This window comes from Flavobacterium gilvum (assembly GCF_001761465.1).
GTDB classification, from domain to species: Bacteria; Bacteroidota; Bacteroidia; order Flavobacteriales; family Flavobacteriaceae; genus Flavobacterium; species Flavobacterium gilvum.
The window spans coordinates 770,392-786,206 of record NZ_CP017479.1 but is presented as its reverse complement, the minus strand read 5'-3'; the positions used below and the strand labels follow the sequence as shown (position 1 = coordinate 786,206).

Below are 15,815 nucleotides of genomic sequence, written 5' to 3'. Positions count from 1 at the left end.
TAACTACACTAATCGAGTTAGATTTATTTATTTGGTATTAATAAAATCGAATAGGTTTGCGTGAATGTAATTTGTAAATTTGAGAAAATGTTGCTTTGGAATTTTCAATCAGCAACTGCTTAATTTTCAGAATATTTTTTAAAAATGACCAAGCCAGATCTAGCTTTGCAAATACAAACCCTGCCCGATGGTCCCGGTGTATATCAATATTATGACAAGGAAGGGAAGATTCTGTATGTGGGCAAAGCCAAAAATCTAAAAAAAAGAGTTTCTTCGTATTTTAACAAAATTCATGATACCGCCAAAACCAATGTGTTGGTTAAGAAAATAGTAACCATAAAACACATTGTTGTTCCTACTGAAACCGATGCTCTTTTGCTGGAAAATAATCTGATAAAAACGCTGCAGCCAAGATACAATGTGTTGTTGCGCGATGACAAAAGTTATCCGTGGCTCTGTATCAAGAAAGAGCCTTTTTCCCGGATTTTTGCCACCCGAAGAATGGTCAAAGATGGGTCGGAATATTTTGGTCCTTATACCAATTTTAAGACGGTGCATACGATTTTGGATTTAATAAAAGAATTATATCCGCTGCGAACTTGTAATTATGATTTGAGTCAAAATAATATCGACAGCGGGAAATTCAAAGTGTGTTTGGAATACCATATTGGCAATTGCAAAGGTCCGTGCGAAGGTTTTGAAACATTGGAACATTATCAAAAGCAGGTCAATGCTATTCGCGAAATTTTGAAAGGGAATTTCAAGGAAAGTATGAAGGATTTCAAGCGGCTGATGATGAGTTTTGCCGAACAAATGAAATTTGAGGAAGCGCAAAAAATAAAGGAAAAGATAGAAGTTCTGGAGAATTACCAATCGCGTTCTACGATTGTAAACCCGAAGATTACCAATATCGATGTTTTCTCTATTGTTTCTGACGAAAGTGCCGCTTTTATCAATTTTCTGCAAATATCTCACGGATCGATTATTCGTTCGCATACGTTGGAAATAAAGAAAAAGCTCGAGGAAACCGATGAAGAACTCTTGGAATTGGCGATAATAGAATTGCGGGAACGTTTTCAGTTATTGTCCAAGGAAGTGATTGTCCCTTTTGAAGTCGATTTGGGACCATCGATAAAAATTACCGTACCACAATTGGGCGACAAAAAACAGATTTTGGATTTATCGATTCGTAATGCCAAATTTTACAGAATAGAACAGCTCAAACAATTGCAAATAGTCGATCCGGACCGTCATACCAACAGAATTATGGCGCAAATGAAAAGTGATTTGCGATTGCCTGTAGAACCAAGACATATCGAATGTTTTGATAATTCGAACATTCAGGGGACAAATCCAGTTGCGGCTTGCGTGGTGTTTAAGGACGGAAAACCAAGCAAGAAAGATTACCGCCATTTTAATGTCAAAACCGTGGTTGGGCCTGATGATTTTGCTTCGATGGAAGAAATTGTTTATCGTCGATACAAAAGGCTTTTGGACGAAAACGAACCCTTGCCCAATTTAATTATTATCGATGGTGGAAAAGGTCAATTGTCATCGGCATTGAAAAGTATTGATGCCTTGGGATTGCGAGGTAAAATTGCCATTATAGGAATTGCCAAAAGACTGGAAGAATTGTTTTATCCCGGAGATTCGATTCCTTTGTATTTGGATAAGAAGTCTGAAACGCTGAAAGTTATTCAGCAATTGCGAAACGAGGCACACCGTTTTGGAATTACTTTTCACAGAGATAAAAGAAGCAAAGCAGCATTAAATTCTTCGATTGAAAGCATTCCTGGAATCGGCGAAAAGACGATGCAAACACTGATTCAGCATTTTAAAAGTGTTAAAAGATTAAAATTAGCAACCGAAAAAGAAATTTCTGACGTTATAGGTGTATCAAAAGCCAAAAAAATTACCGAATTTTACAGTAAAAATAGTTAACATGAGAATTGGGGTAAAACCAATAAGCTATAAACCAAGTGTTAAAATAAACATTGTCGGTAATAATTCGGCAAGGGTTGGCGGTGGCTTTTTTTCTATTTTGGTTTTCCTGTCGTTTTTTTCTTTTTTTCTTTTCCCTTTTAGTTCAAAAGCTCAGGACAGAACCAAAAAGCCACCAAAAATTGGATTGGTTTTGAGTGGAGGCGGAGCCAAAGGGTTTGCGCATATAGGGGTTTTAAATGTACTTGAGGATGCTGGAGTAAAAATTGATTACATAGGAGGAACCAGCATGGGAGCCGTAATTGGCGGACTTTATGCAATGGGATATAATGCCAAACAAATCGATTCCATAATTGACCAAACAAATTTTAGTAATGTCATTAACGATTATATTCCACGGTCTTCCAAGAATTTTTATGAAAAAAGAAATGACGAATTATATGCATTGACCTTGCCTTTCAATAAGTTTAAAATTGGTGCTCCAGAGGCTTTGTCGAAAGGAATGTACAATTTCAATCTCTTGAGCCGATTGACCTTGCCGGTTCGTCATGTTCGTGATTTTAATGAACTCCCAACTCCTTTTGTGTGCGTTGGAACCAATATTGCTGTTGGAGAGCAAGTTGTTTTTGATAAAGGGATTTTGGCGCAAGCCATAACAGGAAGTTCTTCTTTGCCCTCCATATTTGCACCAATAGTAATTAATGACAATCTCATTATCGATGGAGGGGTACTCAATAATTATCCTATTGATGAGGTGCGTAAAATGGGCGCCGATATTATAATTGGGGTAGATGTACAATCAGGTTTGCTAGGTAAGGATGAATTAAGAAGTGCTTCAAAAATTTTCTTTCAAATTACCAATTTGCAAATGATTGAAAGAATGAAAGTCAATGCAAATCAAACCGAAGTCTATATTAAACCAGATGTAAAAAATTATGGTGTAGTAACATTTGATAAAGCTGCCGAAATTATCAAAAAAGGGGAAGACGCGACTTTTGCGGTTTATGAAAAAATAGATGCTTTGGTGGATAAAACCAGCCCGTATCACAAACCAAAATTAAAAGTAGACTCGGATAGTTTGACAATTGTCGATATCAAAATCAATGAACTGAAAAATTATTCCAGAGATTACATCATCGGTAAACTCAACTTTAAACCGGGAAGTAAAATAAGCTTTCATGACCTGGAAACCGGAATAAACAATCTTAATGCCACTCAGAATTTTAGTGCAGTGAGTTACTATTTTGATAAAAACGGAGCCCATGATGATTTGATTCTCACATTGACTGAAAGTCCGGTGACAACAAATCTAAAGTTTGGTCTACATTATGACGGACTTTATAAAAGTGCTATTTTGGCTAATATTACCAATAAGAAAACATTTTTTAAAAACGACTTTTTATCTGCAGATTTGGTTTTGGGAGACAATATCCGGTATTATTTTGATTACTACATCGATAATGGATTTCAGTTAAGTTATGGTTTTAAGTCGCAATTGCATCAGTTTAACAAAAACGTTCCTGTTAGCGTTATAACGTACAATACCGAAGGCACAAATGCTATAAATATCGATTACCTTGATTGGTCCAATCAATTGTATATTCAGTCTGTATTTGCGCAAAAATTCCTTATCGGGGTTGGAGCCGAATTTGAATATCTGGACATTAGCTCAGAAACACTAGAATTGGATCCGGTAATTACCAAAAGCAATTATTTCAGCCTTTTTGGTTATATAAAATATGACTCTTATGACAATAAATACTTTCCTAAAAAAGGATGGTATTTCTCTGGTAATCCACAGTTTTATATGTTTTCCTCCGAAAGTTCAGCTCATTTTGAACCTTTTTCCATTCTTAGTGCCGAAGCTGGTATTGCAAAAACGGTTTTCAGGAATGCGACTATAAAACTTCAGGCTGAGGCGGGAGCTTCGATTGGTAATAAAACCCTGCCTTATTTTGATTTTATGTTGGGAGGATATGGATATAACAATACCAATAATTTTAAATATTTCTACGGATATGATTTTTTAAGCATTTCTGGGAATAGTTATCTGGAAGCCACTTTAACACTGGATTACGAAATTTTCAAAAAGAACCATCTTAATTTTTCGGCCAATTATGCCAATCTGGGAGACGATCTTTATAATTCGCTGGATTGGATTTCATTGCCAAAATATTCCGGATATGCATTGGGATATGGATTGGAAACCGTCATTGGTCCTGTTGAAGTGAAGTATTCCTGGTCTCCGGAAATTGCAAATTCCTACCTTTGGTTTAGTGTCGGATTTATATTTTAATTTACATTTTTTTAAATAAAAATTACGATATTTGTAATTATGAAAACAAATTGGATGGGTTTGTTAGAATATCTTCAATTCTTGATTAAGAGAAATCCAGAGTGATTTTTTAATTAGATAATTTTTTAGAATTAGATAATTAGAGAATTCGTGAGCAAATCTCAAAGGTGAAATTCAATAGGTTTCATAAGACTAAACCAGCCAAATTTATTCGCTATTTGCCAAATTATCTAATTATCTAAATTCCAAATTGTTTAATTTTCTAATTTGAAAAATCATGCCAATATATCATAAATTAGGAGTTTTTCCTCCGAAAAGACACGTTCAGTTCGAAAAACCGAATGGAGGCTTCTATTATGAGCAACTATTTGGTACAGAGGGATTTCATGGAAACTCTTCTTTGTCTTATCATATTTACAGACCCACTCAGGTCAAAGAAATACTTAAATCATATTCGGTCGAACCAAAAATAGCGATTGGGAAAAACATAAAATCCTTATTGCTGAAAGGTTTTGAATTAAAACCCGAAGACGATTTTTTGGATAGCCGCAAACCCATGTTGGTCAATAGCGACTGTATCATAGGATTGGCAGCGCCTAGAAAATCATTGACCAATTATTTCTATAAAAATGCCGATGCAGACGAAATGATTTTCATCCACAAAGGCAAAGGAAAACTGCGAACCATGTTGGGGAATATTCCTTTCGAATACGGAGATTATTTGATTATTCCCAGAGGAATTATCTACCAAATAGAATTTGACTCGAGCGATAGCGAACAGGCGAAGCAAAGCGAAGATAATCGGTTGTTTTATGTCGAATCTCATTCGCCATTTTATACTCCAAAAAGGTACAAAAACCCATCGGGGCAGCACTTGGAACATTCGCCATTTTGCGAGCGAGATTTTATTTTGCCAAATGAATTAGAATCACACGACGAAAAAGGAGATTTTATTATCAAAATAAAAAAAGAAGGAATGATGCACGAAGTGGTTTACGCCACGCATCCTTTTGATGTAGTAGGTTGGGACGGTTATAATTTTCCGTACGGATTTTCAATTCACAACTTCGAACCAATAACGGGCCGTGTGCACCAGCCGCCACCGGTTCATCAAACTTTTGAAACCGGGACTTTTGTGGTTTGTTCTTTTGTGCCAAGGTTGTACGATTACCACCCAAAATCGATTCCGGCACCCTACAATCACAGTAATATAGACAGCGATGAGGTATTGTATTATGTAGACGGCGATTTTATGAGTCGCAATAATATCGAGCAAGGTCACATTACGTTACACCCCAAAGGGATTCCGCACGGCCCGGCTCCGGGAGCAATGGAACGTAGCATTGGTCTGAAAGATACTCAGGAATTGGCGGTGATGATCGATACTTTCCACCCGCTTATGGTGACCGAAGAAGCCATGGGGATAGACGATGGTCAATATTATAAATCTTGGGTGGATTAATTTTTTAATGTGATAATGTGTCAATTTGAAAATTAAATATCGTAATTTTAAACTTACAAAATAAATTATCTAATTATCCCATTTTCTAATTATAAAATTAAATAAAAATGACTTTCAACGAAAAATACAAAGACAACGCTCTTTTAATAAAAACCTTCAATTTTGCATTAAAGATAATTGATTATACAAGTGAACTTCAGGAACAAAAGAAATTCGTAATTGCTAATCAACTACTAAAAAGTGGGACTTCAATTGGGGCAAATTCAAAAGAATCACAAAATGCCGAAAGTAAAGCAGATTTTATTCATAAGTTAAAGATTGCTATCAAGGAAGCAGACGAAACTGAATATTGGCTGTTCTTATGTGATGCTCACAGTGAATATCCAAATTGTAAACTTTTATTAAATGATCTTTCAGAAATTCTAAAAATTTTAAACAAAATAATATCAACGTCAAAAATGAAATAATTAGATAATTTGTAAATGTGTCAATTAGATAATTATCGAATTATCTCATTTTCAAATTATCTCATTTTCAAATTATCCCATTATGAAAAAAATAAAACCAGTAGAATACGGCTTAGAGAAAATATTTGAAGGAGCGCAAGATTTTCTTCCGCTTTTGGGAACAGATTACGTCGAATTCTACGTAGGCAATGCAAAACAATCGGCACATTATTATAAAACTGCCTTTGGTTATCAGTCATTGGCATATGCCGGATTAGAAACAGGAATCAAAGACAAAGCTTCTTATGTGCTGAAACAAGATAAAATCAGGCTTGTTTTAACCACTCCATTAACGCAGGATTCTCCGCTTCATGATCATTTGAAAAAACATGGTGATGGAGTAAAAGTAGCAGCGCTTTGGGTAGAAGATGCCAAAAGCGCCTATGAAGAAACCATGAAACGTGGAGCGCGTTCCTTTATGGAACCAACTATCGAAAAAGATGAATTTGGCGAAGTGGTACGTTCCGGTATCTATACGTATGGAGAAACCGTTCATGTTTTTGTCGAAAGAAAAAACTACAACGGAGTTTTCTTGCCTGGATACAAAGAATGGAAATCCGATTATAATCCGGAACCAACAGGGCTGAAATATATTGACCACATGGTGGGAAATGTAGGTTGGAACGAAATGAACATTTGGGTAAAATTCTACGAAGATGTGATGGGATTTGTAAATTTCCTGTCTTTTGATGATAAACAAATCAACACAGAATATTCGGCATTGATGAGCAAAGTAATGTCCAACGGAAATGGAAGAATCAAATTTCCAATCAATGAACCTGCCAAGGGAAAGAAAAAATCGCAAATAGAGGAATATTTGGATTTTTATGGTGGACCCGGAGTACAGCATATTGCCATCGCCACAGATGATATTGTGAAAACCGTTTCGCAGTTGAAAGGAAGAGGAGTCGAATTTTTGTCTAGACCACCACATACCTATTATGATGCAGTTCCGGAACGATTGGGTGCGCACATGGATGTCATGAAAGAAGATTTGAATGAAATTGAAAAACTAGGTATAATGGTTGATGCCGATGAAGATGGTTATTTATTGCAAATTTTCACCAAACCGGTACAGGATCGCCCAACCTTGTTTTTTGAAATTATTCAGAGAATGGGAGCCAAAGGATTTGGTGCCGGAAACTTTAAAGCGCTTTTTGAGTCAATTGAACGGGAACAGCAATTGCGAGGAACGTTGTAAAATTTCATTTTTTTTGCATTATCAAAAAAAATAATAGTTAAAGAACCCTTAAAGGTGTAAATGTTGTGTTAAACTTGGTTTTTTGTATAAAAAACATGGTTTTATGCGGTAATTTTGCCAACGCAAATAAGGAGGGGGTGGTTTCCTTCCAAGTTTCATATAAATTTTCATAATTTATAGTTTTTTGGTTAGTTAATAGCATAAAAACTCAGTCATTAATTTGACTGAGTTTTTTTGTTTTAATAAATTTGAGGTTACCTTTATTGAAAATGTATCGAAAACATGAAAAAAATTATAATTTTCTTACTGGTAGTTCTTACTTTAGGTTTCGATACACAGAAAGAGGAAGCCTTTTCGGGCGGGGAGTATCTAAAATTTCGAGTTCATTACGGTATTATTAATGGGGGTTACGCCACGCTCGAAGTCAAAGATGAGGTTCTGTCCGGAGAACCTGTTTACCATGTGATAGGGAAAGGTTATTCTATAGGTATGACTAAATTCTTTTTTAACGTCGAAGATGTTTACGAAAGTTATATCGATAAAGACACCCGAAATCCTTATCGATATGTTCGAAAAATAAACGAAGGGGGTTATATAAAAAATCAGGAGGGGTTTTTTAATCAAAAGACCAATAAGGTTTTGGTGAAAGACTACAAACACAAAACCGAAAAAACATTTGACTTTACAAAAAATACACAGGACATATTGTCGTCGTTTTATTATTTGAGAAATTATCCCAATATTAATAAAATGAAAGCGGGAGATTCGATAGTTATTAATATGTTTTTTGACAACGAGACTACAAAATTTAAGTTAAAATTGGTAGGCAGAGAAGATATTAAAACTAAATTTGGCATTGTCTCTTCCATGGTTTTTAGGCCTTTAGTGCAGTCTGGACGGATATTTAAGGAAGAAGAAAGTTTAACGATTTGGATTTCAGATGACTATAATAAGATTCCGCTTCGAATAAAAGCGACTCTTTTGGTAGGTTCTCTCAAAGCCGATCTGGAAGAATACAAGGGATTGAACAATCCGTTTAAATTAAAGGCAAAATGACAATAAACGATACCCCCGCATCGATATTGAATGAAATCGATGAAAAATTTCGGAAGATAAACCAAAAGACAGAGACTCATCTCGAAGGATTGCTTTGGTCAAAACCCATAACTTATTGGGATTATATTCAGACGGATGCGTTATTGAATTTGCAGATTCAAAGAACGACACTTCCAGACGAAATGGTTTTTATCATGTATCATCAAGTCAATGAATTGCTTTTTAAAATGGTGCTCTGGGAAATACACCAGATTTCCTATGCCGAAAAATTAACCGCTGATTTTTTTACCGAAAGATTAATGAGAATCAGTCGTTATTTTGATATGCTGACTACTTCTTTTGATATTATGGGAGACGGTATGGAAGTAGAACAATATTTGAAATTCAGAAATACGCTAACTCCTGCCAGCGGTTTTCAGAGTGCACAATATAGAATGATTGAAATTGCTTCGACGGACTTAATCAATCTTATCGATTACCGTTTTAGGGAGACAATTGACAGGGAAACTCCTTATGAGCACGCTTTGGATAATATGTATTGGCAGGCTGCTGGGAAAGATCATGTAACGGGTGAAAAATCGTATTTATTATTGGAGTTTGAACGAAAATATAAAGCGGCTTTTTTGACCCAAATGCAGGAATACAATACCATAAATCTTTGGCAGAAATTCAAACAATTACCCGAATCAGATCGTCAAAATCCAGAATTGGTAAGAGCCATGCGTCATTACGATCATACGGTAAACATTACTTGGGTTATGGGACATTTGAATGCCGCCAGAAAATATATTGATAATGCGAAAACCGATGGAGAAGCGACAGGAGGAAGTGATTGGAAAAAATACATGCACCCAAAATACCAAAGAAGGATTTTCTTTCCTGAATTATGGAGTGAAGAGGAATTAGCAAATTGGGGAGTAGAAAATTAAAGATTAAAAAGAGATAACTTGAAGCAGGTAATTGTAATTTTAGCGGTATTATTTTCCTTGGCGTCCTGTAATAAATCAGAAGATGTCGTGGAAGGGCAAGTAATTCCAAAATCCAAAAAAAGTGATTTTGGATTCAAATTTTCCGATTTTAATGTTGTACAGGATACTGTGAAATCGGGTGATACATTTGGAAGTATTTTGCAAAATCAAAATATTGGAGACAAAAAAGTATTCGATATTGTGGCGCAGGTCAAAGATACTTTTGATGTGCGAACCATTAGAATAAATAAACCCTATACGCTGCTTCGTTCCAAGAATAAAACCAACTCGCTGAATGTTTTTATATATCAGCCAGATGCACTGCATTATTATGTTGTCGATTTGCGGGATTCTATAGCAACAGCTTCAAAGAAAACAAAACCATTAACCTTAAAACGCCGAACAATTGGGGGGATATTGAAAGGTTCGCTTTCTGAAACGTTGGAAGGCGCAAAAGTAGAAGGAGCTTTGGCTTCCAGAATTTCAAAGATTTTTGCCTGGTCTATCGATTTCTTTAAAGTAAAAAAAGGAGATCGTTTTGGACTGACTTTTACCGAGAGATACATCAATGATTCTATTTATGATGGTGTTGACAGTCTCGAAGCTGCCTTTTTTGAATATAAAGGAAAGATTATTTATGCTTTTCCATTTGAACAAAATCCTGGCTCCGGAAAAATTGATTATTATGATGAAGAAGGGAAAACGCTGAAAAATTTCTTTCTTAAAACGCCAATAAAATTTAGCCGAATTACGTCTCGTTTTAGTTCCAATCGTTTTCATCCCGTTCAGCAAATATGGAAAGCCCACAAAGGAACCGATTATGCGGCACCGTATGGAACCCCAATTTCGACAACGGCTTCTGGAATTGTAGAACAGACGGGTTACACCGCCGGAAACGGAAACTTTGTAAAAGTAAAACACAACAAGGAGTATTCGACCCAATATTTGCACATGTCCCGAATACTGGTAAGACGCGGACAGCATGTCAATCAAGGACAAACTATTGGATTGGTTGGAAGTACGGGATTGGCAACTGGGCCACATGTATGTTACCGTTTTTGGAAAAATGGTGTGCAGGTCGATGCCTTGCGTTTGAAATTGCCAACCGGTGAAACAATGAGTGGAAAAAGCAAAGAACGGTTTTTAAGACAAATCGAACCGTTGAAATTTGAATTGGACAGTGTTTCTAATTTGTAACCGCTATCAAGACTGTCTATTTCAGGTTGCGGGGCAAACTTGCGAGTTATTTTTACCGCAAATTCGCAAATTATTTTTTTTAGAAATTCAAATTTTATAAAATTTAGAGAAACTAATTCGTGTTAATTCCGCTTAAATCTAGTAATTTAAAATAGAATTTATTAAAAAAATTTGCGAATTTGCGGTCATTTCAATACTCATAAGTTTGTCCTGTTCCAAGTGGATTTATTCTTCATTATTTTATATTTAATTGTTATATAATGTACTGATTTTAGTTCAATCAAACTTATTTCAGTAATTTTGCGTTAAACAAAAAATGAGGATTAAAATGGCTTTAGATACAATAAACCCAACCGAAACCGCTGCTTGGAAAAAACTACAAGCACACTATAATGAAATACAATCGGCATCGATGACTTCAATGTTTCAATCCGATGCTTCTAGAACTGAAAAATTCCATTTGAAATGGAATGATTTTTTAGTTGATTATTCTAAAAACAGAATTACTCAAGAAACAATTGATTTATTGCTTGAATTGGCAAACGAAACCGGTTTGAAAAATGCAATTTCAAATTATTTTGGAGGAGCACTTATCAATCAAACGGAGGGACGTGCCGTTTTGCATACTGCTTTGCGTGCCAAAGAAACGGCTGTAATTAACGTTGACGGAATCAATGTGATGCCAGAAGTTTATGCAGTAAAAAACAAAGTAAAATCTTTTACCAATGAAGTAGTTTCGGGTAAAAGAACTGGTTACACAGGGAAACCATTTACTGATGTAGTAAACATTGGAATCGGTGGATCAGATTTGGGGCCAGTGATGGCTGTTGAAGCTTTGCAATATTATAAAAATCATTTAAACGTGCATTTTGCATCCAATGTTGATGGAGATCATGTAAATGAAATTATCAAAAAACTAAATCCTGAAACAACCTTATTTGTAATTGTTTCTAAAACCTTTACTACTCAGGAAACTTTGACAAATTCAGAAACCATCAAAGCTTGGTTTTTAGAATCGGCGAGACAGGAAGATGTTGCCAAACATTTTGTGGCAGTTTCTACCAATATTCAGAAAGTAACCGAATTCGGAATTAATCCAGACAATGTATTCCCAATGTGGGACTGGGTTGGAGGACGTTTCTCATTGTGGAGCGCCGTAGGGCTTTCTATCAGTTTGGCGGTTGGTTTTGACAATTTTAATGATTTGTTAAGCGGTGCCAATGAAATGGACGAACATTTCAAAACTGCTGATTTTGACAAAAACATTCCGGTAATATTAGCCTTGTTAAGCGTTTGGTACAATAATTTTTTTGGTGCCGAAAGTGAAGCTTTGATTCCTTATACTCAATATTTGCAAAAACTAGCTCCTTATTTGCAACAAGGAACAATGGAAAGTAATGGTAAGAGTGTAGGTCGTGACGGTAAACCTGTTAATTATGAAACGGGAACTATTATTTGGGGAGAACCAGGAACCAATGCGCAACACGCATTTTTTCAGTTGATTCACCAAGGAACTAAATTAATTCCTTCGGATTTCATTGGATTTGTAAAACCGTTATATGGAGATGACAATCATCACGATAAATTGATGTCTAACTTTTTTGCCCAAACGGAGGCTTTAATGAATGGAAAATCGGCTGAGCAGGTTCAGGCAGAATTTGACAAGCAAGGGCTGAGTGCAGAAAAAGCAAGTGTTCTTTTGCCGTTTAAAGTATTTACAGGAAATAAACCGACCAATACGGTTTTGATTCAAAAACTGACACCAAAATCATTGGGTTCTCTAATCGCGATGTATGAGCATAAAATTTTTGTTCAAGGAGTTATCTGGAACATCTTTAGTTTTGACCAATGGGGAGTTGAATTAGGTAAACAACTTGCGAATTCTATATTGGATGAAATCCATACTAAACAGGTTAAGGATCACGACAGTTCGACAAGGTTTTTATTGAAACATTTTTTGGATAACAAATAATTTTTGAAACTAAAAAAAGTGAGCTCTGATTTTTAATAATCAGGGCTTTTTTTATTGGGTAAAAATTACCATTTGATCACGTAGTACTATTTCGACTATGTGATTAAAACTTTTTTTTTGTTATAAATATAAAAATAAAAAATGCACTTTTTGAAAGGTTGTTAAATTCTTGTTTTTTTGTGAATAAAACACATAATTAGTCAAAACAATGGCAATAAATTTGTAAAAATAACTTTAAAGCCTTCAATATTGATTAGACTTTAATTTTTTAATGATTCTTTAACACATATTGAACTGAATGTTATAATTTTGCCAAAAATATTTAAACTAACAAAATGAAAACAATGAAAAATTGGTTACTCTCTGGATTACTGTTTTTGATGGTATCGACCGTATTTTCGCAAGGAAAAATTACTGGGACAATTACAGACGGGCAAGGTCCACTGCCTGGGGCAAATGTTACTGTAAAAGGAACATCAGAAGCTGCTTCAACAGGTTATGATGGTAAATTTACCATTAGTTCTTCTACTAAAGCAGGGCAGTTAATTGTCTCTTACATTGGTTACCAAAACCAAACAATTAATTTTACAATTTCAAACGGAACAGCCAATTTGGGGAACATTGTTTTGGTTGCAAATTCAAACGAATTGAGCGAGATTGTTGTTAAATCATCTGTTGTAGACGTTGCAAAGGATAGAAAAACTCCAGTTGCGGTTTCAACAATTAAAGCATCAGAAATTCAACAAAAATTGGGGACACAGGAATTTCCTGAAATCCTAAAATCAACACCTTCTGTATATGCTACAAAAAGTGGTGGTGGTTATGGAGACTCAAGAATCAATATCCGTGGATTTGACCAAAAAAATATCGCGGTGATGATTAATGGAATGCCAATTAATGATATGGAAAATAGTGCTGTATTTTGGAGTAACTGGGCAGGATTGTCTGATGTTACATCTGCGATGCAGGTACAAAGAGGATTAGGTTCATCAAAATTGGCAATTTCGTCAGTAGGAGGAACTATCAATATTGTTACAAAAACTTCAGACCAAAAAGGAGGAGGTTCTATAGGTTCTTCTTTTGGTAATGCTAACTACTTGAAAACACAGGCGTCTTACAGCACTGGAGTTTTAGAGAACGGTCTTTCGGCTTCTGTATTATTCAGCCACACTCAAGGAGATGGTTATATTGATGGGACACAGTTTGCTGGAGATAATTATTTTATTGGTTTGGGATATCAGACGAAAGATAAAAAACATGATTTTCAGTTTACAATGACTGGAGCACCGCAATGGCATAACCAAAGAAGTACTTTTATCACTCTTGCAACTTACCAAAAATATGGTACTGCAGATGATCCTAACACAAAATACAACTCTGATTGGGGAACGTTAAATGGAGAAGAGTATAACATGAAGAGAAACTTTTTCCACAAACCAGTTATGAGTGTAAACTGGGATTATACAATAAACGAAACCACAAAACTTTCGGCTATTGTTTACGGATCTTGGGGACGTGGTGCAGGAACTGCTGCTACTGGAGGTATCAATGGTAAATTTTCTACAGATGCTTCTTTCAGAAAAGCAGATGGGACCATAGATTTTGATAAAATTTATGCATACAACACAGGATTACCTATTCAATATAATACAAATGGTGTTCCTACAGGAGCTTTCGTTACAAGAACCAAAATTAATGGCCAATATGTGAATTCTGCCAATGCAGGAGCTATTGCAAACAGTGCTACTGGTATTCCTGGTGGAGCGCCTGCTACATCTGCCGGTATTTCAAGAATTATGTCTACAAATGAGCACAACTGGTATGGTGGTGTTATTAACTTGGACAAAAAAATTAGTGAACACTTAACTTGGGATATTGGACTTGATGCAAGAACTTATTTTGGTCGTCATTACCAAAACGTAAATGATTTATTGGGAGGAAATATTTTCTACGATAACAAAAATGTTAATTTCCAACCACAAGGAAGATATTTAAGCGAGACTTATTCTGCAGCTGCGCCATGGAATGCTTGGTCAAATTCAGACAATGTTGAGAAAATAGGTTTCCACAACGACAGTAAAGTAAATTGGATTGGAGCATTTACTCAAATGGAATATTCTAATGATAATTTAACTGCCTTTATTCAAGGAGCGGTTTCTAATCAAGCTTTCCAAAGAATAGATTCATTCATTTATTTGACTTCAGATCCTCTTTCAAAAACATCTTTTGAAAAAATTCTTGGAGGAAATGTAAAAGGGGGAGCAAACTATAACTTCGACGAGCACCATAATGTGTTTGCCAATGCAGGTTATTATTCAAAACAACCTTTCTTCAACGCGGTTTATCCAAACAACAAATCAGTTGTAAATCCAAATTTGAAAAACGAGAAAGTATTAGGTATTGAAGGTGGATATGGTTATCGTTCTAAAATAGTTAACTTAAATCTTAACTATTACTACACTACTTGGAAAGACAGAAACTACCGTTTTAATGATGGAGCTGCTGGAAATCCAAACGGATATTTTGATTTTGAAGGAATCAATGAAATGCATACCGGTGTAGAATTGGAAGCAAATTCAAGAATAACTAATAGATTGAGAGTTAACGGAATGTTCTCCTATGGAAACTGGGAGTATGCAGGTGAAGCAAAAAGTACTCGATTTGACCAAAATAATGTGGCTTTAAGTACAAGTACTTTGTATTTGGATAAAGTAAAAGTAGGGGATGCTGCTCAACTGACAGCTGCTCTTGGTGCTTCTTACGAGGTTTTGACAAGAGTTACATTAGATGCAAACTACAACTATTATAACAATTTGTATGCTTCTATTGACCCAACTAAATTCAGTGCTCAAGATAATAAAGGTTCATTAGAATTACCTTCTTATGGATTGTTTGACGCCGGATTCTCTTACAAAATGCTTGTAGGTAAGAACAAAGATAATTCAGTGAATTTCAGATTCAATTTGAATAACGTTTTTGACAAAACTTATATTGCTGAATCTAAGACTAATATTTTTGCAAGTGATAACATAAATGCTTCAAATCCAGCATTAGGGACTTACGAATCTACAGGACAAGTTTACAATGGTGTTGCTACAGCAAACCAAGTTTGGTTCGGATTTGGAAGAACGTATAGCTTTAGTATGCGTTTCGATTTCTAATAAAGAATCAGTATAATCTTTAAAAAACCCCATCGCTTTTTGGCGAATTGGGGTT

The 15,815-nt window shown here is 35.4% G+C and carries 10 protein-coding genes; all 10 read left to right on the top strand.

Translation table 11 applies throughout. The features are described 5' to 3' along the window. Window positions 1–144 precede the first annotated feature (144 nt). The 10 genes from uvrC (at window position 145) to EM308_RS03235 (ending at window position 15,760) form a co-directional block, all read left to right on the top strand. Window positions 145–1,941, top strand: a complete 1,797-nt coding sequence (uvrC, locus tag EM308_RS03280; protein ID WP_035636285.1) for an excinuclease ABC subunit UvrC — start codon at window positions 145–147, stop codon at window positions 1,939–1,941. A 1-nt stretch (window position 1,942) separates the two neighbouring features. Beyond that, window positions 1,943–4,237 (top strand): patatin-like phospholipase family protein, encoded by a 2,295-nt coding sequence (locus EM308_RS03275; RefSeq protein WP_081907246.1) that lies wholly within the window; start codon window positions 1,943–1,945, stop codon window positions 4,235–4,237. A gap of 277 nt (window positions 4,238–4,514) precedes the next feature. Then, a complete protein-coding gene (locus EM308_RS03270) occupies window positions 4,515–5,699 on the top strand; it encodes a homogentisate 1,2-dioxygenase (protein WP_070261780.1) in 1,185 nt (394 codons plus the stop codon). Between the two features lie 107 nt (window positions 5,700–5,806). Then, the gene (locus tag EM308_RS03265) at window positions 5,807–6,166 is read left to right on the top strand and encodes a four helix bundle protein (RefSeq protein ID WP_035641444.1); all 360 of its coding nucleotides are present in this window, start codon (window positions 5,807–5,809) and stop codon (window positions 6,164–6,166) included. Between the two features lie 82 nt (window positions 6,167–6,248). After that, window positions 6,249–7,406: a 4-hydroxyphenylpyruvate dioxygenase gene (gene hppD / locus EM308_RS03260; RefSeq protein WP_394332823.1), complete on the top strand. Its 1,158-nt coding sequence runs from the start codon at window positions 6,249–6,251 to the stop codon at window positions 7,404–7,406. Window positions 7,407–7,688: 282 nt separating this feature from the next. Continuing rightward, window positions 7,689–8,462, top strand: a complete 774-nt coding sequence (locus EM308_RS03255; RefSeq protein ID WP_070261778.1) for a DUF3108 domain-containing protein — start codon at window positions 7,689–7,691, stop codon at window positions 8,460–8,462. Beyond that, on the top strand, window positions 8,459–9,391 hold the full coding sequence (locus EM308_RS03250; protein ID WP_035640086.1) for a tryptophan 2,3-dioxygenase family protein: 933 nt from the start codon (window positions 8,459–8,461) through the stop codon (window positions 9,389–9,391). Before EM308_RS03255 ends, EM308_RS03250 begins: the two co-directional genes overlap by 4 nt. An 18-nt stretch (window positions 9,392–9,409) precedes the next feature. Continuing rightward, window positions 9,410–10,627 carry a M23 family metallopeptidase gene (locus tag EM308_RS03245; protein WP_035640087.1) on the top strand — a complete coding sequence of 406 codons (1,218 nt, stop codon included), beginning with the start codon at window positions 9,410–9,412 and terminating at the stop codon, window positions 10,625–10,627. Between the two features lie 328 nt (window positions 10,628–10,955). Further along, entirely contained in the window at window positions 10,956–12,599 is a 1,644-nt protein-coding gene (pgi, locus tag EM308_RS03240) for a glucose-6-phosphate isomerase (protein ID WP_035639336.1), read from the top strand. Window positions 12,600–12,934: 335 nt separating this feature from the next. Next, window positions 12,935–15,760, top strand: coding sequence for a TonB-dependent receptor (locus EM308_RS03235; RefSeq protein WP_035639295.1), 2,826 nt, complete (start codon window positions 12,935–12,937; stop codon window positions 15,758–15,760). Window positions 15,761–15,815: the final 55 nt, after the last annotated feature.

What these genes read in the sequence shown, in the direction of transcription:
- uvrC (WP_035636285.1), top strand. Translation starts at nt 145, where the DNA reads ATGACCAAGCCAGATCTAGCTTTGCAAATACAAACCCTGCCCGATGGT.
- EM308_RS03275 (WP_081907246.1), top strand. Translation starts at nt 1,943, where the DNA reads ATGAGAATTGGGGTAAAACCAATAAGCTATAAACCAAGTGTTAAAATA.
- EM308_RS03270 (WP_070261780.1), top strand. Translation starts at nt 4,515, where the DNA reads ATGCCAATATATCATAAATTAGGAGTTTTTCCTCCGAAAAGACACGTT.
- EM308_RS03265 (WP_035641444.1), top strand. Translation starts at nt 5,807, where the DNA reads ATGACTTTCAACGAAAAATACAAAGACAACGCTCTTTTAATAAAAACC.
- hppD (WP_394332823.1), top strand. Translation starts at nt 6,249, where the DNA reads ATGAAAAAAATAAAACCAGTAGAATACGGCTTAGAGAAAATATTTGAA.
- EM308_RS03255 (WP_070261778.1), top strand. Translation starts at nt 7,689, where the DNA reads ATGAAAAAAATTATAATTTTCTTACTGGTAGTTCTTACTTTAGGTTTC.
- EM308_RS03250 (WP_035640086.1), top strand. Translation starts at nt 8,459, where the DNA reads ATGACAATAAACGATACCCCCGCATCGATATTGAATGAAATCGATGAA.
- pgi (WP_035639336.1), top strand. Translation starts at nt 10,956, where the DNA reads ATGGCTTTAGATACAATAAACCCAACCGAAACCGCTGCTTGGAAAAAA.
- EM308_RS03235 (WP_035639295.1), top strand. Translation starts at nt 12,935, where the DNA reads ATGAAAACAATGAAAAATTGGTTACTCTCTGGATTACTGTTTTTGATG.